The sequence below is a fragment of the Streptomyces sp. Root1304 genome, from assembly GCF_001426405.1.
Taxonomy (GTDB): Bacteria; Actinomycetota; Actinomycetes; order Streptomycetales; family Streptomycetaceae; genus Streptomyces.
The window spans coordinates 84,925-107,772 of sequence record NZ_LMEP01000003.1 but is presented as its reverse complement, the minus strand read 5'-3'; the positions used below and the strand labels follow the sequence as shown (position 1 = coordinate 107,772).

Here is a 22,848-nt window from a genome sequence, read left to right as displayed (position 1 = left end):
TAGGACCCGGCACTGACAATCATCCGGGCAGCACCTCCGTACCGGCCCTGACCAGGCGTTACTGTCCGACGCGGCCCGGCTGGAGGACCTTGCTGAACAGCACCGTCCCGCCCTCGGCCCGCAGACGCACGGTCAGCTCCCCGCTGTGGCCGTCGATGTCGACCTCGCCGAAGTACTGCGGGCTCTCCATCGGCGACACGTTCGCCCGCTCCGGCGCCCGGACGAACACCCGCTCCGGACCGAAGGTCGCGTCCAGCGCGTTCGCCGGGAAGCCGCCCGCCGCGAGCGGCCCCGAGACGAACTCCCAGAACGGCGCGAAGTCCTGGAACGCCGCCCGCTCCGGCGCGTAGTGCTGCGCCGAGGTGTAGTGCACGTCCGCCGTCAGCCACAGTGTGCCGGTGATCCGCCGGTGCTTGACGAACCGCAGCAGCTCCGCGATCTGGAGCTCCCGGCCGAGCGGGGCGCCGGGGTCGCCCTGCGCCACGGCCTCGAAGTTCGCCGCGCCGTCCGTCACGACCAGACCGAGCGGCATGTCCGCGGCGAGCACCTTCCACACGGCGGTGGACGCGGCCAGTTCCCGCTTCAGCCAGGCCAACTGCTCGGCGCCGAGGATTCCGGTGGTGTCGTCGGCCTGCCGGCCCGGCGAGTTGGCGTTCCGGTACGAGCGCATGTCGAGCACGAACACGTCGAGCAGCGGCCCGTACCGGACCACGCGGTGCATCCGGCCCTTGCGCCCGTCTCCGCGCGCGTGGAGCGTGGAGACCGGCGTGTACTCGCCGAAGGCGCGCAGCGCGCGCGAGGCGAGGACGTCCACGTCCTTCTCCGTGTAGCGCGCGTCGTCCAGGATCTGCCCCGGGTACCAGTTGTTGCGCACCTCGTGGTCGTCCCACTGCACCACCGACGGCACCTGGGCGTTGAACGCCCGGACGTTGTGGTCGAGCAGGTTGTACCGGAAGTTGCCCCGGTAGTCGTCGAGGGTCTCCGCGACCTTCGACTTCTCAGGCGTCGTGACGTTCCGCCAGATCCGCCCGTCGGGCAGGGTGACGCTCGGCTGGATGACGCCGTCGGCGTAGATCGAGTCGCCGCTGCACAGGAAGAAGTCCGGGTCGAGACGGCGCATCTCCTCGTACGCGCGGAAGCCGCCGATGTCCGGGTTGATGCCCCAGCCCTGCCCCGCGATGTCACCCGACCACAGGAAGCGGACGCCGTCCCTGCGGCGCTCGGGAGCGGTCCGGAAGGTGCCCAGGACCGGTTCGCCCGACCGGCGCGGGTCGTCGGGGTCGACGAGCGTCACGCGGTAGTGGACCTGCTCCCCGGCCGGCAGGCCGCGCAGCGCGGTGGTGCCGGTGAAGTCCGTGCCCGCGCCGATCAGCGGCCCGTGGTGACGGCGCACCCGCCGGAACGAGTCGGTCGCCGAGGTCTCGACGAGCATCCGCGCCGGGCGGTCCGAACGCACCCACACCAGCCCCGACGAGGTCGTGACGTCACCCGTCTGCACACCCCACTCGGCGCGGGGCCGCCCCGACAGCGCGAACGCCGGGGCCGCCGGAAGGGCTCCGCCGAGGGCGAGCGCGGCGGACGCGGCCAGCGAGCCGCGCAGCACGTTGCGGCGGGCGGGGGAGAGGGAGGGGCCGGTGGCGGGGGAACTGCCGGGTACGGGAAGGGACATGAAAGGGCCTCCGAGGCGGGGTCCGGGCGGGGGCGGAGCGTCGCCCCATGCCTAACGCCCGGGAACGGCGCGCACACGAACCCCGCGTGAACAGATCGACCGCGGCGCAGGGCCTCGGGCATGTGGCGGAGTACGGGCCGGTCGTGCGGGGCCGGACCCACGCGCGCGTGTCTTGCCGTACGGGCCGATGGTGCACGCCGGGCCCGTACCCGTTCCTCACCCGCCCCCGACCGCCTCCGCCACCAGCCGGATGCCCTTCTCCACCGCCGACGGCGCCAGGTGCGCGTAGCCGATGACCAGGCGTACGTCCCCGTCCGTGGGTCGTGTCGTGCCGTACTCCTCCAGGGGCCGCAGTGCCACCCCGGCCTCCGCCGCCCGTGCCAGGAACTGCTCCGGGGGGCCGAAACGCCCCGGTACGCGCGCGATGACGTGCAGTCCGGCCGCGATGCCGCTCACCCGCGTGCCCGGCAGGTGCTCCGCGAGCGCGGTGAGGAGGGCGTCCCGCCGCTCCCGGTAGGCGCGCTGACAGCGGCGCAGCTGGCGGTCGTAGCCGCCCCGCGTCACGAGCTCGGCCAGCACCGCCTGATCGAGCACCGGGTTGCCGAGGTCCATCGTCCGCTTGCGCTCGACGACCTCGTCGAGGAGCGCCTCGGGGACGAGCATCCAGCCGAGCCGCAGACCGGGTGCGAGCGATTTGCTGACCGAACCCGCGTACACGACCCGCTCCGGATCGAGGCCCTGGAGCGCGCCGACGGGCGCCCGGTCGTACCGGAAGTCGCCGTCGTAGTCGTCCTCCAGGACGTACCCGTCGACCTCCCGCGCCCAGTCGAGCAGCACGGCGCGGCGCTCCGCCGACCAGCTGATCCCGGACGGGAACTGGTGCGAGGGCGTCACGACGACCGCCCGCACCCCCGACGCGGAGAGCGCGTCCGGCCGCAGCCCCTCCTCGTCGAGCGGCAGCCACACCGTGTCCAGGCCGGTCGAGGCGAACAGCCGCCCGTGCTCCGGGCTGCCCGGGTCCTCCACGCCGACCGCGTCGAGCCCCCGCGCGCGCAGCACGAACCCGAGCAGCGTCGACGCCTGCGCCACCCCCGAACAGACCACCAGCCGCTCAGGGTCCGCCACCACGCCCCGCCGCCTGGTCAGCATCCCGGCCAGTGCCTCCCGCAGCTCGGGCAGACCCCGGGGGTCCGGATATCCCAGCGACGGATGGGGGAGCCGCGCCAGGACGGCGCGCTGCGCCGCCGCCCAGGCGGCCCTGGGGAAGAGCGACAGGTCGGGTGTCCCGGGACGGAAGTCCACCCGGACGTCCGGCACCGCGTGCGCCGTCCCACGGGCGCCACGCGCGTGCGTACCCGGGTCCGGAACCCCGCCGCCACGCGCGCGTGTACCGTCGGCGTTTCCGGGGCCCCCGTCGGTCTCCCCGGCCCGTACGGCGATCCGGCCCCGCGCCGCGTCACCCACCCAGGTGCCCGAACCCCGGCCGCTGCGCAGGTACCCCTCGGCGGTGAGCTGCTCGTACGCCTCCGTGACGAGCCCCCGGGAGACACCCAGGTCGGCCGCGAGTTCACGGGTGGACGGCAGCCGGGTCCCGGCCGCGAGCCGCCCGGAGCGCACCGCCTCGCGCAGCGCCTCCTGAAGGGCCCTGCCGCGCCGCCGCGCCGGTGCCCCCACGGCCGGCAGCAGCAGTTCCCAGGCCATCTGCCCGTGGCTCGTCATGTCGTCGGCCCCCTCCGCCGTCCCGCTCCCGGTCCGCTCGTCGGCGTTCCGGCCGGGGTCCATGATGCCGGTCCGGGACACGAGGGCGGACGGGAGCGGCCGCTTCGTCGATCGGGTGTACCGGCGGTGTGGCGTCCGGCCGTCGCGGGGCCCGTCGACTGCCATGGACGGGTGAAGGGACGCACGCCCGGCGGACGGCAGGCCCGGATCGGAGACCCGAACGGGGCCCGGCGACGGCGGTTTCGGCTGCGGCGCCGCCGCGAGGACGCCGACGACTCCGCCGGAACGGGGACCGGTGGAAGCAACGACTCCGGAGCCACCGCCCCCAGCACCACCGCCCCCGCCCCCTCCGGCCGCTCCCAGTGGCCCGTACTCCTGGTCGCCGTCCTGCCCGGTCTCGCCGCCCTGGTGGCGCTGCTCTTCACCTGGCGGGAGGTGCGGGTCACCGAACAAGCTCAGCTCACGAGCCGGTTCAACGACGCGATCGGCAACCTCGGGTCCCCGTCGCTGGACGTCCGCTTCGGCGGCATCTACGCCCTCCAGCGCATCATGCAGGACTCCCCGCGCGACCAGCCCAGGATCGTCCTGGTCCTCTCGGCGTACGTACGGCGCCACGCGAGCGTCCCGCCGACCGGCTTCGCGAAGGAACCGGCGGAGGCACCCGCGCAGGCACCGGCCCCGGCCGAGGCACCCGCGCCCGTGGCTCGCGCGGCGGCCGAGCCCCGCCGCCCGTCCACCGACGTCGCCGCCGTCGTGAACGTCCTGGCCCACCGATCGGCCCGGCACGACGGCGACGCGCAGGTCGACTGGAACCGGGCGGACCTCCGCGGACTCGCCCTCTCCACCTGGAACTTCAGGGAGATCGCGAAGATCCCCGAGGGCGGCGCGTTCCCCCGTACGCGTGCACCGTTCTCGTACGTGAACCTCGAAGGCGCGGACCTGCGCCACGCCGAGCTGTCGGGGGTGGACCTGCGGAGCGCGTTCGTCGCCGAGGCCTCCCTGCGGGAGGCACAACTCCTGCGCGTCGACCTCCGCGAGGCCGATCTGGGCCTGGCGGACCTGACCGACGCGAACGTCCTGGAGACGAACCTCGCCGGGGCGGACCTCAGCGGCGCCGTCCTGCGGGGGACGTTCCTGGGGGCGACGGACACTCCCCTGCCCGTGAAGTCCTCCGATCTGACCGGTGCGGTGCTCTGGGACGCGGACCTCACCGGGGCGAACCTGACCGGGGCCGCCCTGGTGGACGCGATCCTGGCCGACGCGGACCTGACCGGTGCGTCCCTGGTCGGTGCCCGTCTGCGGGGCGCCCGGTTCAGCGCCGCCGACCCGTCCCTGCAGGCGAGGGTCGTCGCCGGCACCGTCTCGGAGAGCGCGAATCTCACCCGCGTGGACCTGCGCGGGGCCGACCTGACCCGCGCCGATCTGCGGCACCCGCGGGCTCCCCTCCGCCCCGCCCCACCCCTGACCCATCCGCGCGCCCCACCCGCGCGCCCCGCCCACCCGCGCGCCCCGCCCGCCCGCGTCCGGACTCCCCTTACGGGTTCAGCTCGACGGAGAGGTGCGCGGACAGCGCCCCGAGGAAGTCCCGGGCGTCGAAGATCTCGCCCGCCGACGCGACACCGGTCGTCCTCGTCCGGCCGGTGAGGATCCGGTCGACCGCCTCCACCGCGAGGGGCGCGGTGACGGCGTAGATGTCCTGGCCGGTGGCGACGGCCCGCCGTTCCGTGTCCCCGGAACGCACCACGACGTCCACGAGGAAGGTCTGCGCGGACCGGCCGCGCCCGTCCACCGCGGCCGGCGCCGAGGCGTCCGGTGCCGACAGGTCCTGGGCGGCGTCGACCGCCATGTACGTGCGGACCTCGGGGACCGCCAGATGGCTGGGGATGGTCACGACGTCGGCCATGGTGAACTCCCCGATGACCGGCCGCGCGCCCATCGGGGCGGGGAAGGGCCACTCCAGGACCGAGAACGCGTCGTCGTGGTACTCCAGCCGCCCGCCGGTGTAGCGGACGTGCCGGCCGTCGCGCCGCTCCCGGGAGACCTTGCCCGCGGCGAGCGTCCCGGCCGTGGGGTGCCAACTGCTCAGCCCGTACGCGACATGGGCCTCGTCGGCCGAGGTCCAGTCGCCCATCGCCGCGGTGGCGAGCAGATCGCCGAGGCCGCCGTAGAAGGCCATCGCGGGCACGATCACCGTTCCCGCCGCCCGGGCCCGGTCCGAGAACGCCGCGAACGTGTCGACGTTGGCCTCGATCTCGGCCGCCACGTCCACGTACGGGATTCCGGCACGCAGCGCGGCCTCGATCACGGGGGCGCCGGTCGCCGCGAAGGGCCCCGCGCAGTTGATCACGGCCGCCGCACCGGCCAGCGCGCGGTCGAGGGAGGCCGGGTCGTCGACCGACGCGGGCCGCACGTCGAGCCCCGGACGGGACTCCGCCAGGCTCCGGAGGCTGTCCGCGTCCCGGCCGGAGAGGACCGGGACGAACCCCCGGTCGAGCAGTTCCGCGACCACGAACCGCCCGGTGTGCCCGTAGGCGCCGAACACCGTCACCGTGCGTCCCGATTCCATGACTTCTCCCTGTACTCGCGCTGTTCCCGAACGATTCCGTCGTGATCATCCTGGCGCCGCCGGGCGTCCCCGACGAGTGTCCGGAACGACGTGCTGCGTACAATTCCGGACGTGAACACCGTCGCGCTGGCCGTCACCGAGGGAATGCGTCACTTCGAGCTGTCCGTGGCGTACGAGGTCTTCGGCACCGCCCCCGCCGGGGCACCGGACCCCTGGTACGACGTCGCCCTGTGCGGAGCGGACGCCGTGCGCGTCGGACGGTTCCGGCTCGACCCCGACGGCGGCTTCGACCTGCTGGCACGGGCCGGCACGGTGATCGTCCCCGCGCTCGCCGACGCCGACGAGGACCCGCCCGGCGAACTGGTCGACGCGGTGCGCGCGGCCCACGAGGCGGGCGCGCGGGTGGCGTCCCTCTGCACGGGCGCGTTCGTGCTGGCCGCCGCCGGGCTCCTGGACGGCCGGCGGGCGACCACGCACTGGGCCCACACCGAGGCGCTGGCGGCCCGTCATCCCCGGGTGGAGGTCGATCCGGACGTGCTCTACGTCGACGACGGCAGCGTCCTCACCTCCGCGGGCAAGGCCGCCGCGATGGACCTGTGCCTGCACCTGGTCCGGCTCGACCACGGCTCCGCGGTCGCCAACACGATCGCGCGCAGCCTGGTCGTACCGCCGCACCGCGCGGGCGGCCAGGCCCAGTTCGTCACGGCCCCGGTGCCCGTCCGGGACGACCACCCGCTCGCGGCGCTGCTGCCCTGGGCCATCGAACGGCTGGAGCAGCCGCTGACCGTGGAGGACCTGGCCCGCCGGGCGGGGATGAGCTCGCGCCACCTGGGCCGCCACTTCCGGGCGGTCACCGGCACCACCCCGCTGCAGTGGCTGCTGATCCAGCGCATCCGGCACGCGCAGGAGCTGCTGGAGTCCACCGACGACAGCGTCGAGTCCGTCGCGGCCGCCACCGGCATGGGCACGGCCGCGACGCTACGGCGCCACTTCCACCGCACGGTGGGCGTGCCCCCCGACACCTACCGCCGCACCTTCCGCACCCGCACCGGCCCGTCCGGCGCGCACCTGGCGCAGGCGGACCCGGGGAGCGTTCCGGCCGGCGGCGAACTCCCGGATCAGCCGATCTCCTTCGGGCCGTAGAGGGCCGCGGCGGCTCCCGTCGCCAGGGCCCAGTAGCGGTCCCCGAAGGACCAGTGCCACCACTCCGTGGGGTAGTTCACCAGTCCCGCGGCCGTGAGCACGGAGCCCAGGAGTTCGCGGTGCGCGCGGGCCTCCTCGCCGATGCCGGCGGCGTCGGTGTAGCAGGCGCCCCCGCTCTCCTCCGGGTCCGCGTTCATGCGCGTGCCCAGGTCCAGCTCATGGCCGTCGGCGTCGGCCAGGGTGAGGTCCACGGCCGCGCCGGCGCTGTGCGGGGCGATGTCGGGCGGCGACACGTACCGGCTGGCCGCCGAGTGGATCCGCGCACCGGACCAGTCGGGGTGGGCGGCCCGCAGCTGACCGGCGTACTCCTCGAAGTACTCCCGCTGGAGCGAAGGCGGCCGGTACCCCTCGACGAACAGCAGCCGCAGACCCCGCGGCAGCTTCGCCTGCGCCTCGACCAACCGGTCCAGCACGCCTTCCCGCAGGTACGCGAAGGCGTCCGCCGGGTCCTGCTTACGGGTGTCCACCAGCAGCGCACCACCACGACGGACGTCCACGAGGCGCTCACCGCACTCGGCGACGGGTACGGCGGCCACCCGCGGGTCCGACATCAGCACGATCTTGGTCATGACCCGATCATGCCGCAGGGCATCCGGCCCGCCGGACCCGATCCCCCCCCGGACCCCGCCCGTCGGACCAGGGGGCGGCGCGTACCCACGACAGAGCCGGTCCGAAGTGGTCCCCGATGGCGTGACGGAAGTGGACCTTCACCGGGGCCGCCGCCGTTCCTAGCGTCGGAGTCATGAACGCCAACGCCCTGCGCGGGGTCCTCCTGGTGACCCTCGCCTACGCCCTCGTCGGTGCCTCCTTCACCGCGAACAGCCTGCTCGGCGCCTATCCGTACGCCGGTGGCCAGGCACTGCGCTACGGAGCCGCCTGTCTGCTCCTGCTCCCCCTGCTCGGGCGCGGCGGGCTCGCCCCGCTGCGGGTCCTGACCGCCCGTCACTGGCTCCGGCTCGGGGCCCTCGCGGGGGTCGGCATGGTCGGCTTCAACCTGGCGGTCCTCGCCGCCGAGCGGACCGCCGAACCCGCCGTGCCCGGCGTCCTGGTCGGCTGCGCCCCCGTCGTCGTCGCCGTCCTGGTCCCGCTGACCGAGGGACGCAGGCCCGCCCCCGCCGTGCTGTACGGGGCGCTCCTCGTCGCCGCCGGTGCCTTCGCCGTACAGGGCTGGGGGCGGACGGACCCGGCCGGCATCGGCTGGTCGGTGGCCGCGCTCGCGGGCGAGGTCGGCTTCACGGTCCTCGCCGTCCCGGTGCTCCGGCTGCTCGGGCCTAAGCTGCTCACGGCCGCCGTCTGCGGGGTCGGCGCCGTCGAGGCGGCCCTCGTGGGGCTGGTCGTCGACGGTGCCGGATTCGTCCGGATGCCGACGGCGGTGGAGACCGGCGCCCTGGTCTGGCAGGCGGCCCTCGCGACGGTGGTCGGCTTCGTCCTGTTCTACATGGGCGTCCAGCGCGTCGGCATGGAGCGGGCCACCCTCTTCACCGGAGCCATCCCGATCGCCGCCGCCCTGAGCGCCGTCATGGTCGGGGGTGGGTCCTTCGGCCTCCCGCAGGCGGCGGGCAGCCTCCTGGTGGGGGCCGGCGCCGCCGTCGGCACCGGCCTCTTCGCACGGCGGCGCGCCTCAGCCGGCGCTGCCGTCCAGGATCACCCGCGCGACGAGAGCCGGGTCGTCGTTCATGGGCACGTGGCCGCAGCCGGGCAGCCGGACGAGCCGCGCGCCGGGGATGGTGTGCTTGGCGCGGACACCCTGCCGGGGGAGGAGCAGCCGGTCGCGGCTGCCCCAGGCCACGGTGACCGGTACCGAGGTGACGTCCTCACGGAACCGCACGTTCCCGCCGGCGGCCAGGGTCTGCCGGAAGCCGGTGGCGCCGCGCAGCGCGAGCGTCTCGGCACGGGCGGCCTCGGGTGAACGGCGCCCCGGGCGCGCGTAGATGGTGCTGGTGAGCACCGAGCGCCCGGCGGACGTACGGGAGAGGCGCTCGATCACCGGCACCGGCAGCGAGCGGGCCGCGCCCCGCATCGCGCGCAGCGTCGTGAAGGCGTACCGCCGCTCGCCCTCCGACCAGAAGCCGGCGGGGGAGAGGGCGGTGACCGAGCGCACCAGCTTCTCCCGGCCGAGCCGCAGGGCGAGCAGTCCGCCGAGCGAGTTCCCCGCCACGTGCGGGCGCTCGACGCCGACGGCCTCGCAGAAGGCGGCGAGCACGCCCACGACGGTGGGCAGGTCGTACGGGCACCCCTCGGGCAGCGCGTCGGAGGCGCCGAAGCCCGGCAGGTCGACGGCGATCACGTCCCGGTCGGCCGCCAGGACGTCCAGGACGGGTTCCCAGGCCTGCCAGTGGTGCCCGATGCCGTGCAGGAGCAGCAGCGGCTCGCCCGCGCCCCGGCGCTCGTACATGAGGGCCGCCGTGCGGGGGCCCGCCGGGGTCTCGATCGGGAACGTGATCCGTGCGGGCATGCGGACTCCCTGTCCTGAAGCTCATCAGACGTCCAGTCAACGAGAATTACCGATGAGTAGCCTGGAGTTCAAGCCCCCGCCCGAAACTGTCCGGACCGGCCTGGACAGAGCGCCCCCGGTGGGCTGGGATGGACCGGTGCACACCGAGATTCCGACCGACACCCTGACCGAACTCTTCGAGGAACACCGCCCGATGCTCCTCGGCGTCGCCTACCGGATGCTCGGCCGCGCCGCCGACGCGGAGGACGTCGTCCAGGAGGCGTGGCTGCGCTGGACCGCCGAGGACCGGGCGGACGTCCGCGAGCCCCGTGCCTTCCTCGTACGCATCACGACGCGGCTCGCCATCGACCGCCTCCGGCAGGCGCAGGTGCGCCGCGAGTCCTACGTCGGACCGTGGCTGCCCGAGCCGGTCGTCACCGACTTCGGCCCGTCCGCCCCCGACACCGCCGAGCGGGCCCTGCTGGCCGACTCCGTGTCCCTCGCCGTCCTGGTCGTCCTCGAATCGCTCTCTCCCCTGGAGCGGGCCGTGTTCGTGCTGCGCGAGGCCTTCGGCTTCCCGTTCGCGGAGATCGCCACCGCCCTCGACCGCTCCGAGGCGGCCGTGCGCCAGCTCGCGGGGCGCGCCCGGCGCCACGTCGACGAGGGCAGGCCCCGCTACGACGTCGACCCGGTCGAACGCCGCGACCTCACCGAACGCTTCCTGGCCGCCGCCGCGGGCGGCGACCTCGGCGGACTCCTCGCCCTGCTCGCCCCGGACGTGCGCCTCGTCGGCGACGCGGGCGGCAAGGCCAAGACGCCGCTGCGGATCGTGGAGAGCGCCGACAAGGTGGGCCGCTTCCTCGCCGCCACCTCGTTCCGGGCCGAGGAGCGCTTCGAGCTGCGCTTCGCCGAGATCAACGGTGCCCCGGCGCTGCTCGCCCTCGACGGCGGACGGGTCGACACCCTCGTCCAGATCGAGGTCCGCGACGGCCGCGTCCAGTGCGTCTACATCATCCGCAACCCCGACAAGCTCCAGGGCCTGGCCGACCCCTCGGACGCCGAGGACGCCGCCGGACTCTGACGCTCGGCGCACCACAGGGCGCTCCCACGCCCCCACCGACCGGATCGCGCCGATCGGCCGGAACTCGCCCCGCCTCCCACCCCGGGAGGCGGGGCCTTTTGCTGCGCGGGGCACACGGGGGCGCGAACGTCCTGTGAACGATCTAGGTCAGAGGGTCACATTCGGGGGCGTTCGGCGGAGGATTGGTCTTGACCAAGGGGGTGGCTCGCCTTATGGTCGCAGAGTTAGTGCAGGAACCTTTAATAAACAAGGGCGCGGAAAAACGCCGCGGGACACGGCGAATTGCGGAGGATCAGGGTGGGGACCACGCAGCTGGCATCGGTACCGGAACCGAAGTATCAGCACCTCAAGACAGTGATCGGCGAAGCGCTCGACTCGGACTTCGCCGTCGGGGAGATCCTGCCCAACGAGCGCGAGCTGGCGGCCCGCTTCGGCGTCGCCCGTGCCACGCTCCGGCAGGCCCTGGAGCAGCTGGAGCTGGAAGGCCGACTGCAGCGCCGTCGCGGCGTCGGCACCACGGTCGCCCCGCCGCGCGTCGGCGTGGACGTCTCCACCACCCAGCACGCCTGGCCGGGCGTCGGAGACGAGGCCTGGGAGGCCCTGGACTCCGCGGCCGACGTGGCCCCGGCCGCCGTCGCGCGCGTCCTGGAGAGCGGCGCCGAGGAGCGGGTGCACATCGTGCGCCGCCTCCGCGTCAGCCAGGGCCAGCCCGTCGCGGCCGAGCTGCTCTACGTGCCCGAAGGCTCCGTGCCCGGCCTCAGCGCCATCGACGCGCCCGCGGGACCGGCCCGCGCCCGCGCCGTGCTGCGCGAACTCCAGCACCTCGCGCTCGACGGCCAGGACCGCTCGGTGGAACTGGGCTCCGCCCGCGCCGACGACGCAAAGGAACTCGACCGACTGCCCGGTGCGCCCGTGCTCGTGGTGACGACCCGCTACCTCTCCGGAGGGCGTACCGCCGCCGTCTCCGTGGCGACCTACCGCGCCGACACCTGCCGCCTGACCTTCGGTGACTCGGTCGACCTGGTCATGGCCTCGTAACACCCCACGAACACCGGCCGACGGCCCGCCACCAGGAACCCCTGGCGGCGGGCCGTCACCGTGTCGTCGTACGGAACCGCCGGCGGCAGGCCGTCACCGTGTCGTCGTACGGACCTGCTAGCGGCGGGCCGTCACCGTGCCGTCGACGGCGAAGAGCTGCTCCTCGACGTGGTCGAGGGCGAGCCGTAGTGCGCCGGTGCCCACCGCGGCCTCGCCGAGCAGGGACAGCACCACCCGCGGCGGCCGCAGGCAGAACCGTGCCAGCTCCTCCCGGAGCGGCTGGAGCACACCGTCCAGACCGGCCGCCCAGCCGCCGACCACCACCAGCTCGGGGTCGATCGCCAGGACCAGCGCCGCCACGTCGTGCACGAGGCGCTGGATGAACCGCTCCACCGCCGCCTCGGCCCGCGCGTCGCCCTTCTTGGCCAGCGCGAAGACCTCCGCGACCGCCTGCTCGTCCAGCGGGTGCAAGGGCTCGTCGGTGGTCGAGAGCAGATGCTCGGGGGTGACGCCCCGGCCGAGCAGGTGCAGGGCGCCGATCTCGCCGGCCGCACCGCCGAAACCGCGGTGCAGCCGGCCGCCGATCAGCGAACCGGCCCCCGGGCTCAGCCCCGCGAGCACGAACACGATGTCGTCGGAGTCGGTCGCGGCACCCTTCCAGTGCTCGGCGACGGCCGCCGCGTTCGCGTCGTTCTCCACGATCACCGGGCAGCGGAAGGAGCGCCGCAGCCGCTCGCCCAGCGCGAGACCCGTCCAGCCCGGCAGCGCCGTGCCGAGCCGGACCGTGCCGTCGGCCTCCACGATGCCGGGGGTGCCGACGCCGACGGCCCGCAGATTGGACCGGGCGACCCCGGCCCTGCGCAGCACGTCGGCCACGACCGTACGCACCCGGTCGAGGCGCTCGTCCTCGGGCGCCGACTCCGACACCTCGCGCGCACCGGCGCCGATGATCCGCCCGTCCAGACCGGACAGCAGTGCGGCCACCCGGTGCGGACCGATCTCGATGCCGAGCAGATGACCGGCCTCCGCGCGGAAGCGGAACCTCCGCGCCGGGCGCCCCTGGCGCCGGGCCTCGCCCTCCTCGGGCGCCGCCTCGACGACGAGACCACCCTCCATGAGCCCCTCGACGACACCCTCGACCGTGGGCCGCGACAGGCCGGTGATCCGGGTCAGGTCCGTGAGCGTCGGCGCGTCGGCGCCCCTCAGGGCATGGAGTACCACCGCGGAGTTGATCCGCCGCAGCAGAGACGGATCCCCGCCGGTCAGCCGCCCCACAGTGTGTCCTCCCAGCTCGTGCACCTCTCCGGCGGATGGTACTCAATGGGCCCGGTCGCGGCGAGTGCCGCCCCCGCCCCGCCTCCGGCCCGCACCGGCCGCGCCCCGGCCGCCCACCCCGCGCGCGCCGCCCCGCCGTCGCTCCCGCGACCGCCCGCCGCACCTGACGCGGCGCCAACTGTCAGTGGTGGACGCTTTACTGGGTCCATGACCACGGCAGACCATCTCACGGCGATCGACTCGCTCCGCGCGCGCGGATTCGACGGCGGGCCGGGGTTCCACCTGGCGGAACTCGCGACCAGCGAGGAGTTCTGGGAGGACGACGGCACGGGCCGGGAGATCGCCGAGGACCAGTACCAAGCGGAACGCGACGGCCTCGCCGTCCTCCTCACCGGGCGCTGGGGCGAACCGAGGGAACTCCTCCTCGGCCCGGTCCTGGAGCGGAGCATGGAGGGCGAGTCGATACCCGAGCCCTGGTCCACGCTCAGCTGCCACACCCCGGACCTGGTCCTGTGGCGGGTCGACGGGGCCTGGATCGGCCTCGGCGTCTCCCAGTGGGACAAGGAACTGCCCTTCCAGCTCCTCGCCGTGGTGACCACCGTCGACCTGCCCTGAGACGACCCGACCTGCCCCTGAGACAACCGGGCCCGGTCGGACGGACCCGGACGGACCCGGGCGGCCCGGGCGGGACAGCGGTCAGGCGGCCTGTGCGGCCTCCCGGAGCCGGGCGTACTCCTCGGCCATCGTCGCCGCCGTCCAGTGCGCGTTGAGACCGCTCGGGTTCGGCAGCGCCCAGACCCGGGTGGTGCCGATCGTCCGCCGCTGCGGCCCGATGACGGCCTTCGGCTCGTCGAAGGCCGTGCGGTACGCGGTGACGCCGACGACCGCGAGCCAGCGCGGCGCCAGCCGCTCGACCTTCGCGGACAGGATCCGCCCGCCCTCGCGGAACTCCTCACGGGTCAGTTCGTCGGCCCGCGCGGTCGCCCGCGCCACCACGTTCGTGATCCCGAGGCCGTACGCAAGGAGTTCCTCCTGCTCGTCCGGCCGCAGCTGCCGCGGAGTGAACCCGGACAGATGGAGCACCGGCCAGAAGCGGTTGCCGGGGCGGGCGAAGTGGTGGCCCGTCGCCGCCGTCATGAGACCCGGGTTGATCCCGCAGAACAACACCGAAAGGCCGCCCGCGACCACGTCGGGAACGACGCGGTCGAGGGCGGCCTCCAGCTGCTCCTTGGTGAACCGGGGGGTCCCGGTCAGAGGATCGCGCCGGGGGTGTAGGCGGCGGCCTCGGGGTGCTGCTTCAGGATGTCCTCGACGCGTGCGACGACGGCCGCGACCTGGTCGGCGGCGGCACCGGTGAAGGACAGCTTGTCCGCCATCAGCTCGTCGAGCTGCGCCCGGTCCAGCGGGATGCGCTCGTCGGCGGCCAGCTTGTCGAGCAGCTCGTTGCGCTCGGCGCCCTGCTCGCGCATCGCGAGGGCGGAGGCCACCGCGTTCTCCTTGATCGCCTCGTGGGCGACCTCGCGGCCGACGCCCGCGCGCACCGCGCCCATGAGGACCTTGGTGGTCGCCAGGAACGGCAGGTAGCGGTCGAGCTCGCGGGCGACGACGGCCGGGAAGGCGCCGAACTCGTCGAGCACGGTCAGGAAGGTCTCCAGGAGGCCGTCCAGCGCGAAGAACGCGTCGGGCAGCGCGACCCGGCGGACCACGGAGCAGGACACGTCGCCCTCGTTCCACTGGTCACCGGCCAGCTCGCCGGTCATCGACGCGTAGCCGCGCAGGATGACCATCAGGCCGTTGACGCGCTCGCAGGAGCGGGTGTTCATCTTGTGCGGCATCGCCGAGGAACCGACCTGGCCGGGCTTGAAGCCCTCGGTGACCAGCTCGTGGCCCGCCATCAGGCGGATCGTCTTGGCGATCGACGACGGGGCGGCGGCCAGCTGCACCAGCGAGGTCACCACGTCGTAGTCGAGCGAGCGCGGGTAGACCTGGCCGACCGAGGTGAAGGCGTGGGCGAAGCCGAGGTGACCGGCGATCCGCTGCTCCAGGTCGGCGAGCTTGCCGGCGTCGCCGCCGAGCAGGTCCAGCATGTCCTGCGCGGTGCCGACCGGGCCCTTGATGCCGCGCAGCGGGTAGCGGCCGAGCAGCTCCTCGAGGCGGCCGTACGCCACGAGCAGCTCGTCCGCCGCCGTCGCGAAGCGCTTGCCGAGGGTGGTGGCCTGGGCGGCGACGTTGTGCGAGCGACCCGCCATGACCAGCTCCGCGTACTCCGCGGAGAGCTTGCCGAGGCGGCCGAGGACGGCGACCGTACGGTCCCGCATCAGCTCCAGGGAGAGCCGGATCTGCAGCTGCTCGACGTTCTCGGTGAGGTCGCGCGAGGTCATGCCCTTGTGGACGTGCTCGTGGCCGGCGAGGGCGTTGAACTCCTCGATCCGGGCCTTCACGTCGTGCCGGGTGACCTTCTCGCGCTCGGCGATGGAGCCGAGGTCGACCTGGTCGAGCACGCGCTCGTAGTCGGCGAGCGCGGCCTCCGGAACCTCGATCCCGAGGTCCTTCTGCGCACGCAGCACGGCGAGCCAGAGCTGACGCTCCAGCTTCACCTTCTGCTCGGGGGACCAGAGGACGGCGAGCTCCGCGGAGGCGTAGCGGCCGGCCAGAACGTTGGGGATGCGGGGCTTCGCAGTCACAGCAGTCACGTGGACAGATTCTACTGGCGGTTTCTGCAGGCCAGCGCCACGGTCCCGTATGGAGCTTGCTACGAGACGCAGGTCACCCGCGGGCCCGGCGCGTCCGCTACGGGACGGCCGGAGGCTCGTACGGCAGCAGCTCGGGACGCTTCGGTGCCCGGCCGTCCCCGGACGAGCGGCCCGTCAGCCGGCGGCCGATCCACGGCCCCAGGTGCTCCCGGGCGAACCGGGCGTCGGCGACCCGCCTGCTCGCCCAGCCGGGCGGCGCCGACGGGGGCAGCGGCGTCCGCCAGTCCTCCTCGGGCGGGAGGCCGAGGGTCTGCCACACCGCCTCGGCGACCCGCCGGTGCCCGTCGGCGGTCAGATGGAGCCGGTCCACGTCCCACATCCGCTGGTCCCCGAGCGAAGGGGCGCCGTACAGGTCCACGACCAGGGCACCGTGCCGGGCGGCCAGCTCGTCGACATGGGTGAAGAGCTCCTCCATCCGGGGGCGGAAGCGCTCCATGACGGGGCCGTTCCGGCCCGGGCTCCGCATCAGGACCAGCTGTCCGCAGGCCGGTGTGAGGCGTTCCACTGCCTCGGTGAGGAGGTCCCGCACCCGGACCATGTCGACCTTGGGGCGGAGGGTGTCGTTGAGGCCGCCGACCAGGGTCACCACATCGGCCTTCATGCCTGCGGCCAGGTCGACTTGCTCCTCGACGATCTGCCCGATGAGCTTCCCACGCACCGCGAGGTTCGCGTAGCGGAAGCCGGGGGCGCGGGAGGCGAGACGGCCCGCGAGGACGTCCGCCCAGCCGCGGTAGGAACCGTCGGGCTTCAGGTCCGACATACCCTCGGTGAAGCTGTCGCCGACGGCGACGAGACTGTTGTACGTGGCATTGATCTCCATGGCGGAGCGATCATACCGCGCGGTATGCGAGAGGTGCCGTGGAGGACCCGGGAGGGGAGACCCGATGACCGACGCGCTGACGGGCGCACTGGCCGAGGCCCTGGCCGAGCTGGTGACGGCGGTGGCGACCTGCGACGACGAGGTCCTCGACCCCGACATCGCCGTGAAATGGCTGGAGAGCACCGGCCACACGCTCGCCGGACTCCCGGCGGCCGACCGGCGCGCCCTCGACGGACTGTTCCGCGAGGTGGCGCTGCGACGGCCGGAGGGCCCCGACCGGGACGAGCTGCTCCTGCTCCCGGAGACCTTCGGCCTGGGGGAGCCGGACGCCCCGGACGCCGCCTCTCACGTGGTGCCCCGGCCCGTCGCCCCGGGCACGGCCTCTGCCGGCCTGCACCGCGCCTTCCCGGGTGCGACCTCCGGCGGCGCCCACCCCGCCTCCCCGGAGACGACCCCCGTCGATCCCGGCCCCGACTCCCCGGGCGCCCCCGGCACCGACCCCCACGCCGCCGCCTGCGACGCCGTGGCCGCCCACGCCCTGCGCTTCGCCGCCGCCGTCCGGGGCGCCGACCCCGCCACCCCCGTCCCCACCTGCCCCGGCTGGACGCTCGCGGACCTCACCCGGCACCTGGGCGCCGGGCACCGCTGGGCCGAGCACCTGGTGTGGACGCGGGCCACCGTGCGCGTACGGCCCGAGGACGTGCCGCTCGACCTTCCGGCGGAGCCCGCCGCGTACCCCGACTGGCTGGTCACCGGCGCCGGGTCCTTCGCGGCGACCCTCCGCGCCGCCGACCCCGACGGACCTGTCTGGTCCCCCGGCGCGGACCCGCGCGTGCGCTCCTACCCCCGCCGGCTGCTCCGCGAGTCGCTGGTGCACCTCGCCGACGCCGAGATCGCGCTCGGCGGGGAACCGGGCCCGATCGACCCCCTTACGGCCGCCGACGCCGTCGACCACCTCCTCGCCGACCTCCCGTACATACCGTGGACCGCCGAACCGCTCGCCCAGCTCGACCGCGACGGCGCCGTCATCCGCCTCGCGGCCCGCGACGCGGACACCGCCTGGACGCTCACCCTCGGCGGGGGCGGCTTCACCTGGGCGCGCGGGCCGCGGACCGACCCGGGCGCGCCCGCCGTGCAAGTCGAGGGCGGTACGGGGGACCTGCTGCTGCTCCTGCACCGCAGATACGCCGCCGACGACCCCCGCTTCGACCGTTCGGGGGACGCGGACCTGCTCGACGCCTGGCTGGCGGCCACCGCGCTCTGACCCACGCCGAGGGGCCCCGGAAGAGATTCCGGGGCCCCTCGTGTGCGTGTCCCGCGTCGTCCGGTTACGGCGCCGCCGGGCGGCCCACCAGTTCCCGCAGGACGTCTTCCATCGTGACGAGCCCGGCCGGCTTGCCGTCCTCGTCGAGGACGGCCGCCAGATGGGTCCGGCTGCGGCGCATCGCCGTCAGGACGTCGTCGAGCGGGGTGGCCGCCCGGACCCGGGCGATCGGCCGCAGCGCGGACACGGGGAACGGCAGGTCGCGCGGCGTGACGTCCAGGGCGTCCTTGACGTGCAGATAGCCCAGGATGCGGTGGTCGGTGTCGACGACGGGGAAACGGGAGAAGCCCGTCCGCGCCGCCAGCGCCTCCAGCTCCTCGGGAGTGGTGCCGACCTGCGCGTACACCACCTTCTCCGCCGGCATCACGACGTCCCGGACCGGGCGCCGGCCCAGCTCCAGGGCGTCGTGCAGCCGCTCGGCGGCGCGGTCGTCGAGGAGTCCGGCGTCACCGGCGTCGGTGACCATCCGGGCCAGCTCGTCGTCCGAGAAGGTCGCCGCGACCTCGTCCTTGACCTCCACCCGCAACAGCCGGAGCAGCGCGTTCGCGAAGGCGTTGATCGCGAAGATCACCGGCCGCAGCGCCCGTGAGAGCCCCACCAGCGGCGGGCCGAGGAGCAGCGCGGTGCGCGTGGGCTCGGCCAGCGCGATGTTCTTCGGGACCATCTCGCCCAGCAGCATGTGCAGGTACGTGGCCACGCTCAGCGCGATCACGAACGAGATCGGGTGGACCAGGCCCTCCGGCACGCCGACCGCGTCGAAGACCGGTTCGAGCAGGTGCGCGATGGCCGGCTCGGCGACGATGCCGAGCACCAGGGTGCAGAGCGTGATGCCGAGCTGGGCCGCCGCGAGCATCGCGGAGACGTGCTCCAGGCCCCAGATGACGCTGCGCGCCCGCCGGTTCCCGGCCTCGGCCAGCGGCTCGATCTGGCTGCGGCGGACCGAGATCAGGGCGAACTCGGCGCCGACGAAGAAGGCGTTGACGACCAGGGTGAGGAAGCCGATCAACAGCTGGACGGCGATCATCGGCCGGCCTCCCCGGTCTCGTTCTCGTGCGCGGTGTCGTGCGCGGGGGCGTGCAGCAGCACGCGCGCCGCGCGCCGGCCCGAGGAGTCGACGACGTCGAGCCGCCATCCGGCGAGCTCCACGCTGTCGCCGACGGCCGGGATGCGGCCCAGCTCATGGGCGAGGACACCGGCGAGCGTCTCGTACGGGCCGTCCGGGACGCGCAGTCCGATCGCGCCCACCTGGTCGGTACGGGCGGCGCCGTCCGCGGACCACAGTTCGCGGCCGTCCGCGTCCTCGCCCGCCCGCGCCAGGTCCGGCGTCTCGTGCGGGTCGTGCTCGTCGCGGACCTCGCCGACGACCTCCTCGACGATGTCCTCCAGGGTCGCGACCCCGGCCGTGCCGCCGTACTCGTCGATGACCACGGCCATCGTCTGCTTCCCGGACAGCCGGTCCAGGAGACGGTCCACGGTGAGGGTCTCGGGGACGAGCAGCGGCTCGCGCAGCAGCTCCCCGATCCGGCGGTGCGGGCGCTCCGCGGCCGGTATGGCGAGCACGTCCTTGATGTGCGCGATGCCGACGACCGAGTCGAGGTTGCCGCGGTAGACGGGGAAGCGGGACAGGCCGGTCGCGCGGGTCGCGTTGGCGACGTCCTCGGCGGTGGCCTGCACCTCCAGGGCGGTGACCTGGACGCGGGGCGTCATCACGTTCTCTGCGGTCAGCTCGGCCAGGTTGAGGGTGCGGACGAACAGCTCGGCCGTGTCCGCCTCCAGGGCGCCCTCCTTGGCGGAGTGCCGGGCGAGCGCCACCAGCTCCTGCGGGGAGCGGGCGGAGGCCAGCTCCTCGGTCGGCTCCATGCCGAGGCGGCGCAGGACCCGGTTGGCGGTGTTGTTGAGATGGCTGATCAACGGCTTGAAGGCGGCCGTGAACACCCGCTGGGGGGTGGCGACGACCTTCGCGACCGCGAGCGGCGAGGAGATCGCCCAGTTCTTCGGGACCAGCTCGCCGACGACCATCAGGACGACGGTCGACAGGGCGGTGCCCAGGACCAGTGCCACCGAGGAGGCCACGGACTCGGAGAAGCCGAGGTCTTCGAGCGGGCCGCGGATCAGCTTGGAGATCGACGGCTCGGAGAGCATGCCGACCACCAGGTTGGTGACGGTGATGCCCAACTGGGCGCCGGAGAGCTGGAAGGTGAGCGACCTGACGGCCTTGAGGGCCCCGGCCGCGCCGCGCTCGCCGCGCCCGGCGGCGGCTTCGAGCTCGCCGCGCTCGACCGTGGTCAGCGAGAACTCGGCCGCGACGAAGGCGCCGCACGCCACGGCGAGCAGGAGCGCCAGGAGGAGCAGAAGCACTTCGGTCATCGGTTCACCTCCGTCCCATGATCAGCCAGGGGGAGGAGGAACGCTCGGTGTCGACTGTTGGAGCCGGTGCTTCCGGATCCGGTACGGGGATCCGTACTACTGGGAGGCTCGCCCATGGGCGGACGCTCACACCTTTCGGTCGTCGGGACGTGTGGAGAGACCATGGTAAAGGATCGGCAAAAGCGGCGTGGTGATCACCCCTTTGCTGCATGTGTCGATCCCCTTCGCTTCAGGTGCCGCGGTGCCGGTCACCCCCGGCCCGGAGGCGCCGGCGGCTCAGCCGGTGAGCGGCTTCACCCAGCGGCGCCAGCGGTCCTCGCGGCCGTAGCCGGCGGCCGTCCACAGCTGGTGCCCGGTCTCGTTGGCCTCCAGGACCATGGCGTCGGCCCGTCGTCCGCCGAGGGCGACGAATCGTTCCTCCGCCGCCTTCAGAAGCATCGTCGAGATGCCGCGCCGACGGTGGGAGGGCAGCACGGCGAGCCGGTAGAGGGAGGCGCGCCAGCCGTCCCAGCCCGCGATGACGGAGCCCACGATCAGGCCGTCGTCGTCGACGGCCAGGAGGAGCGCCTCCGGGTCGCGCTCGACCAGCCGGATCACCCCGTGCACGTCGTCCGAGATCGACGTCCCCTTGGCGGACTCCCGCCAGAAGGCGAGGACGGCCTCGGCGTCGTCGGGGGTGGCAGCACGTATCCGCAGATCGATCATGGCCGGATCCCATCAGGCGGGGAGCTGCCCGTGCAACGCGGTTCCGAGGGGAGAGACACGCCCCCGCCGAGGGACGGGAGCACCCCCTAGCGCTGCGCGACGCCCAGCACGCACGGGGAGGACGGCAGTCGGGGGCCCTTCTCGGGGATGTCGAAGGAGCGGTACGGGCCCAGCGTGAATCCGGCCGCCTCGATCGCCACGAGCGGGGCGCGCGAGGTGTGGCAGCCGCCGAAGAGCAGCGGCCAGACCGTCCGGTCCAGACCCCGCTGCACGCGCGCCAGGCCCGGCGTGTCCGCCAGCCCGTGCTCCAAGAAGCGCAGCTCCCCGCCGGGGCGCAGCACCCGGTGCAGCTCCGCGAGGGCCCGGGGCAGGTTCCGTACCGTGCAGAGGACGAGGGAGGCGACGGCCGCGTCGAAGGAGGCGTCCTCCAGAGGGAGGGCCTCCGCCGTGTCCGGCAGGACGGTCACCGGGACCGGCGCTCCGCGCGCGGCCTCCTGGGCGAGCCGGCGCAGCCGGGACTCCGGCTCGACGGCCACCACCTCGGTGACTCCCTCGGGGTAGTGCGCGAAGTTGAGCCCGTTCCCGGCGCCGATCTCCAGCACCCGGCCCGACAGCCCGGCGAGCAGCTCCGCACGCAGCTCGCCGAGCCCGCCCTTGGTCTCGGCGGACACGCTGAGCCGGGCGTAGAAGCGGGCGAACAGCGGATGGTGCACATGCGGCGCGGGGGACGACGGGGGCGGCGGCGCGGCGTGCGACGGTGTCATCGGAGCCTCCTCAGACCGTCACGAAGCAGAACTCGTTCCCCTCCGGGTCCCGCATGACCTGGAAGGTGCCCTGTTCGTCCGTGACGGGGTCTCCGACCGGGGCGGCGCCCGACCGCAGCGCCTCCGCGGCCGCCGTGACCGGGTCCTCCACCTCCAGGTCGAGATGGACGCGGTTCTTCACCGCCTTGCCCTCCGGCACCCGCTGGAAGGCGAGGCGTACGAACCCCGGCGGGTCCACGTACGACCAGTCCTCGCTCCGGTCCACCGGGGAACCGCCGAGGAGCCCGGCCCAGAAGCGGACGAGCGCCGGGGGACCCGCACAGTCGAAGACGATCTCCTGAACGTGAGCGCGCATGCCCCCAGCCTACGGAGTCACCCTCCGGCCGGGGCTCATTCGGCGGCGAACAGCTCCCGGAACGCCGCCGCGTCCCAGTGGCCGCCGAGCGCGGGCGCCAGCCAGCCGTCGGCGGCCGCCCGGAACCCGGCCGGGTCGAGCGCCCCCGACCCCTCCGGTACGGCCCCGAGCAGCGGGGCGCCCGCCGCCTCCGGCAGGTCCGCCAGATTGCAGCGCGCGGCCAGGTCGGGGGCGTCCGGCCAGCTGCCGACCACCACGCCCAGCTGCTCGATCCCGCGTGCCCTCAGCGCCTCGGCCGTCAGGGCCGTCGAGTTGAGCGTCCCCAGCCCGGCCGGGACGACCACCAGGACCGGTGCGCCGAGCAGCGCCGCCGCGTCCGCGAGCGTGCCGCCCTCCTCGTCGAAGCGGACGAGCAGCCCGCCCGCCCCCTCCACGAGCACCAGGTCGTGCGAGGCGGCCAGCTTCCTGGCCGCCTCGGCGACCTCCCGGGGCCCCACCGGCGCGAGCCCGGCCCGCCGGGCCGCCGTGCCGGGGGCCAGCGGCTCCGGGAAGCGGCCCAGCTCGGCGTGGCCCACGGCGCCGGAGAGCCGGACGACCTCGGCCGCGTCCCCGGCCTCGTCCGGCCCGACCCCCGTCTGCGCGGGCTTGAGGACGGCGACCGACCGGCCGGCGGCGGTGGCCACGGCGGCCACCGCCGCCGTCACCACCGTCTTGCCGATCTCCGTGCCGGTCCCGCTGACGACGACGATTCCCACTGCTGTCCCAGTCCTTCCGT

The 22,848-nt window shown here is 74.3% G+C and carries 21 protein-coding genes and 1 pseudogene; 7 read left to right on the top strand and 15 right to left on the bottom strand.

Annotated features, from left to right (window positions below; translation table 11 throughout):
• Nucleotides 1-58: 58 nt before the first annotated feature.
• Nucleotides 59-1,669, bottom strand: coding sequence for an alkaline phosphatase D family protein (locus ASD33_RS07315; protein ID WP_056555275.1), 1,611 nt, complete (start codon nucleotides 1,667-1,669; stop codon nucleotides 59-61).
• A 216-nt stretch (nucleotides 1,670-1,885) separates the two neighbouring features.
• Complete coding sequence (locus ASD33_RS07310) at nucleotides 1,886-3,388, bottom strand: PLP-dependent aminotransferase family protein (protein ID WP_063991907.1); 1,503 nt, start codon at nucleotides 3,386-3,388, stop codon at nucleotides 1,886-1,888.
• Between the two features lie 171 nt (nucleotides 3,389-3,559).
• Here ASD33_RS07310 and ASD33_RS07305 point away from each other — a divergent pair, with 171 nt between their 5' ends.
• Nucleotides 3,560-5,032, top strand: coding sequence for a pentapeptide repeat-containing protein (locus ASD33_RS07305; RefSeq protein WP_056555272.1), 1,473 nt, complete (start codon nucleotides 3,560-3,562; stop codon nucleotides 5,030-5,032).
• Here ASD33_RS07305 and ASD33_RS07300 read toward each other — a convergent pair.
• The gene (locus ASD33_RS07300; protein ID WP_056555269.1) at nucleotides 4,923-5,954 is read right to left on the bottom strand and encodes a saccharopine dehydrogenase NADP-binding domain-containing protein; all 1,032 of its coding nucleotides are present in this window, start codon (nucleotides 5,952-5,954) and stop codon (nucleotides 4,923-4,925) included. The genes ASD33_RS07305 and ASD33_RS07300 overlap by 110 nt on opposite strands.
• Before the next feature lie 111 nt (nucleotides 5,955-6,065).
• On the opposite strand from ASD33_RS07300, the gene ASD33_RS07295 reads away from it, so the two are divergent.
• Entirely contained in the window at nucleotides 6,066-7,097 is a 1,032-nt protein-coding gene (locus ASD33_RS07295) for a helix-turn-helix domain-containing protein (protein WP_079044625.1), read from the top strand.
• On the opposite strand, the gene ASD33_RS07290 is transcribed toward ASD33_RS07295, so the two are convergent.
• Nucleotides 7,073-7,726 carry a M15 family metallopeptidase gene (locus ASD33_RS07290; protein WP_056555266.1) on the bottom strand — a complete coding sequence of 218 codons (654 nt, stop codon included), beginning with the start codon at nucleotides 7,724-7,726 and terminating at the stop codon, nucleotides 7,073-7,075. The two genes, ASD33_RS07295 and ASD33_RS07290, sit on opposite strands and share 25 nt — an antisense overlap.
• Nucleotides 7,727-7,899: 173 nt before the next feature.
• Here ASD33_RS07290 and ASD33_RS36105 point away from each other — a divergent pair.
• Nucleotides 7,900-8,304 (top strand): annotated as a pseudogene (locus ASD33_RS36105) (EamA family transporter); the annotation flags it as partial.
• A 474-nt stretch (nucleotides 8,305-8,778) separates the two neighbouring features.
• On the opposite strand, the gene ASD33_RS33925 reads toward ASD33_RS36105, so the two are convergent.
• Nucleotides 8,779-9,612, bottom strand: a complete 834-nt coding sequence (locus ASD33_RS33925; protein ID WP_079044624.1) for an alpha/beta fold hydrolase — start codon at nucleotides 9,610-9,612, stop codon at nucleotides 8,779-8,781.
• A gap of 148 nt (nucleotides 9,613-9,760) precedes the next feature.
• Here ASD33_RS33925 and ASD33_RS07280 point away from each other — a divergent pair, with 148 nt between their 5' ends.
• Both ASD33_RS07280 and ASD33_RS07275 read left to right on the top strand, forming a co-directional pair.
• Nucleotides 9,761-10,672, top strand: coding sequence for an RNA polymerase sigma-70 factor (locus tag ASD33_RS07280; protein ID WP_107103641.1), 912 nt, complete (start codon nucleotides 9,761-9,763; stop codon nucleotides 10,670-10,672).
• A 297-nt stretch (nucleotides 10,673-10,969) separates the two neighbouring features.
• Nucleotides 10,970-11,710 carry a GntR family transcriptional regulator gene (locus ASD33_RS07275; RefSeq protein WP_056555261.1) on the top strand — a complete coding sequence of 247 codons (741 nt, stop codon included), beginning with the start codon at nucleotides 10,970-10,972 and terminating at the stop codon, nucleotides 11,708-11,710.
• A gap of 117 nt (nucleotides 11,711-11,827) precedes the next feature.
• On the opposite strand, the gene ASD33_RS07270 is transcribed toward ASD33_RS07275, so the two are convergent.
• Entirely contained in the window at nucleotides 11,828-12,985 is a 1,158-nt protein-coding gene (locus ASD33_RS07270) for an ROK family transcriptional regulator (protein WP_056555258.1), read from the bottom strand.
• Nucleotides 12,986-13,192: 207 nt separating this feature from the next.
• Here ASD33_RS07270 and ASD33_RS07265 point away from each other — a divergent pair, with 207 nt between their 5' ends.
• Nucleotides 13,193-13,600: a hypothetical protein gene (locus ASD33_RS07265; RefSeq protein WP_056555255.1), complete on the top strand. Its 408-nt coding sequence runs from the start codon at nucleotides 13,193-13,195 to the stop codon at nucleotides 13,598-13,600.
• Between the two features lie 81 nt (nucleotides 13,601-13,681).
• On the opposite strand, the gene mug is transcribed toward ASD33_RS07265, so the two are convergent.
• The 3 genes from mug to ASD33_RS07250 form a co-directional block, all read right to left on the bottom strand.
• On the bottom strand, nucleotides 13,682-14,173 hold the full coding sequence (gene mug / locus ASD33_RS07260; protein ID WP_056555252.1) for a G/U mismatch-specific DNA glycosylase: 492 nt from the start codon (nucleotides 14,171-14,173) through the stop codon (nucleotides 13,682-13,684).
• Nucleotides 14,174-14,235: 62 nt separating this feature from the next.
• Complete coding sequence (gene purB, locus ASD33_RS07255; protein WP_056555249.1) at nucleotides 14,236-15,678, bottom strand: adenylosuccinate lyase; 1,443 nt, start codon at nucleotides 15,676-15,678, stop codon at nucleotides 14,236-14,238.
• 97 nt (nucleotides 15,679-15,775) lie between these two features.
• Nucleotides 15,776-16,558, bottom strand: coding sequence for an SGNH/GDSL hydrolase family protein (locus ASD33_RS07250; protein WP_056555246.1), 783 nt, complete (start codon nucleotides 16,556-16,558; stop codon nucleotides 15,776-15,778).
• Between the two features lie 64 nt (nucleotides 16,559-16,622).
• Here ASD33_RS07250 and ASD33_RS07245 point away from each other — a divergent pair, with 64 nt between their 5' ends.
• Nucleotides 16,623-17,822 (top strand): maleylpyruvate isomerase N-terminal domain-containing protein, encoded by a 1,200-nt coding sequence (locus ASD33_RS07245; protein WP_079044621.1) that lies wholly within the window; start codon nucleotides 16,623-16,625, stop codon nucleotides 17,820-17,822.
• Nucleotides 17,823-17,886: 64 nt separating this feature from the next.
• On the opposite strand, the gene ASD33_RS07240 is transcribed toward ASD33_RS07245, so the two are convergent.
• The 6 genes from ASD33_RS07240 to bioD form a co-directional block, all read right to left on the bottom strand.
• Nucleotides 17,887-18,906 carry a hemolysin family protein gene (locus ASD33_RS07240; protein WP_056555243.1) on the bottom strand — a complete coding sequence of 340 codons (1,020 nt, stop codon included), beginning with the start codon at nucleotides 18,904-18,906 and terminating at the stop codon, nucleotides 17,887-17,889.
• On the bottom strand, nucleotides 18,903-20,249 hold the full coding sequence (locus ASD33_RS07235) for a hemolysin family protein (protein WP_056555240.1): 1,347 nt from the start codon (nucleotides 20,247-20,249) through the stop codon (nucleotides 18,903-18,905). The genes ASD33_RS07240 and ASD33_RS07235 overlap by 4 nt, the downstream gene beginning before the upstream one ends.
• Before the next feature lie 276 nt (nucleotides 20,250-20,525).
• The gene (locus tag ASD33_RS07230) at nucleotides 20,526-20,954 is read right to left on the bottom strand and encodes a GNAT family N-acetyltransferase (protein ID WP_056555237.1); all 429 of its coding nucleotides are present in this window, start codon (nucleotides 20,952-20,954) and stop codon (nucleotides 20,526-20,528) included.
• A gap of 86 nt (nucleotides 20,955-21,040) precedes the next feature.
• Nucleotides 21,041-21,718: a class I SAM-dependent methyltransferase gene (locus tag ASD33_RS07225; protein WP_056555234.1), complete on the bottom strand. Its 678-nt coding sequence runs from the start codon at nucleotides 21,716-21,718 to the stop codon at nucleotides 21,041-21,043.
• Between the two features lie 10 nt (nucleotides 21,719-21,728).
• Nucleotides 21,729-22,073, bottom strand: coding sequence for a VOC family protein (locus ASD33_RS07220; RefSeq protein WP_056555232.1), 345 nt, complete (start codon nucleotides 22,071-22,073; stop codon nucleotides 21,729-21,731).
• 35 nt (nucleotides 22,074-22,108) lie between these two features.
• Nucleotides 22,109-22,828, bottom strand: coding sequence for a dethiobiotin synthase (gene bioD, locus ASD33_RS07215; protein ID WP_056555229.1), 720 nt, complete (start codon nucleotides 22,826-22,828; stop codon nucleotides 22,109-22,111).
• Nucleotides 22,829-22,848: the final 20 nt, after the last annotated feature.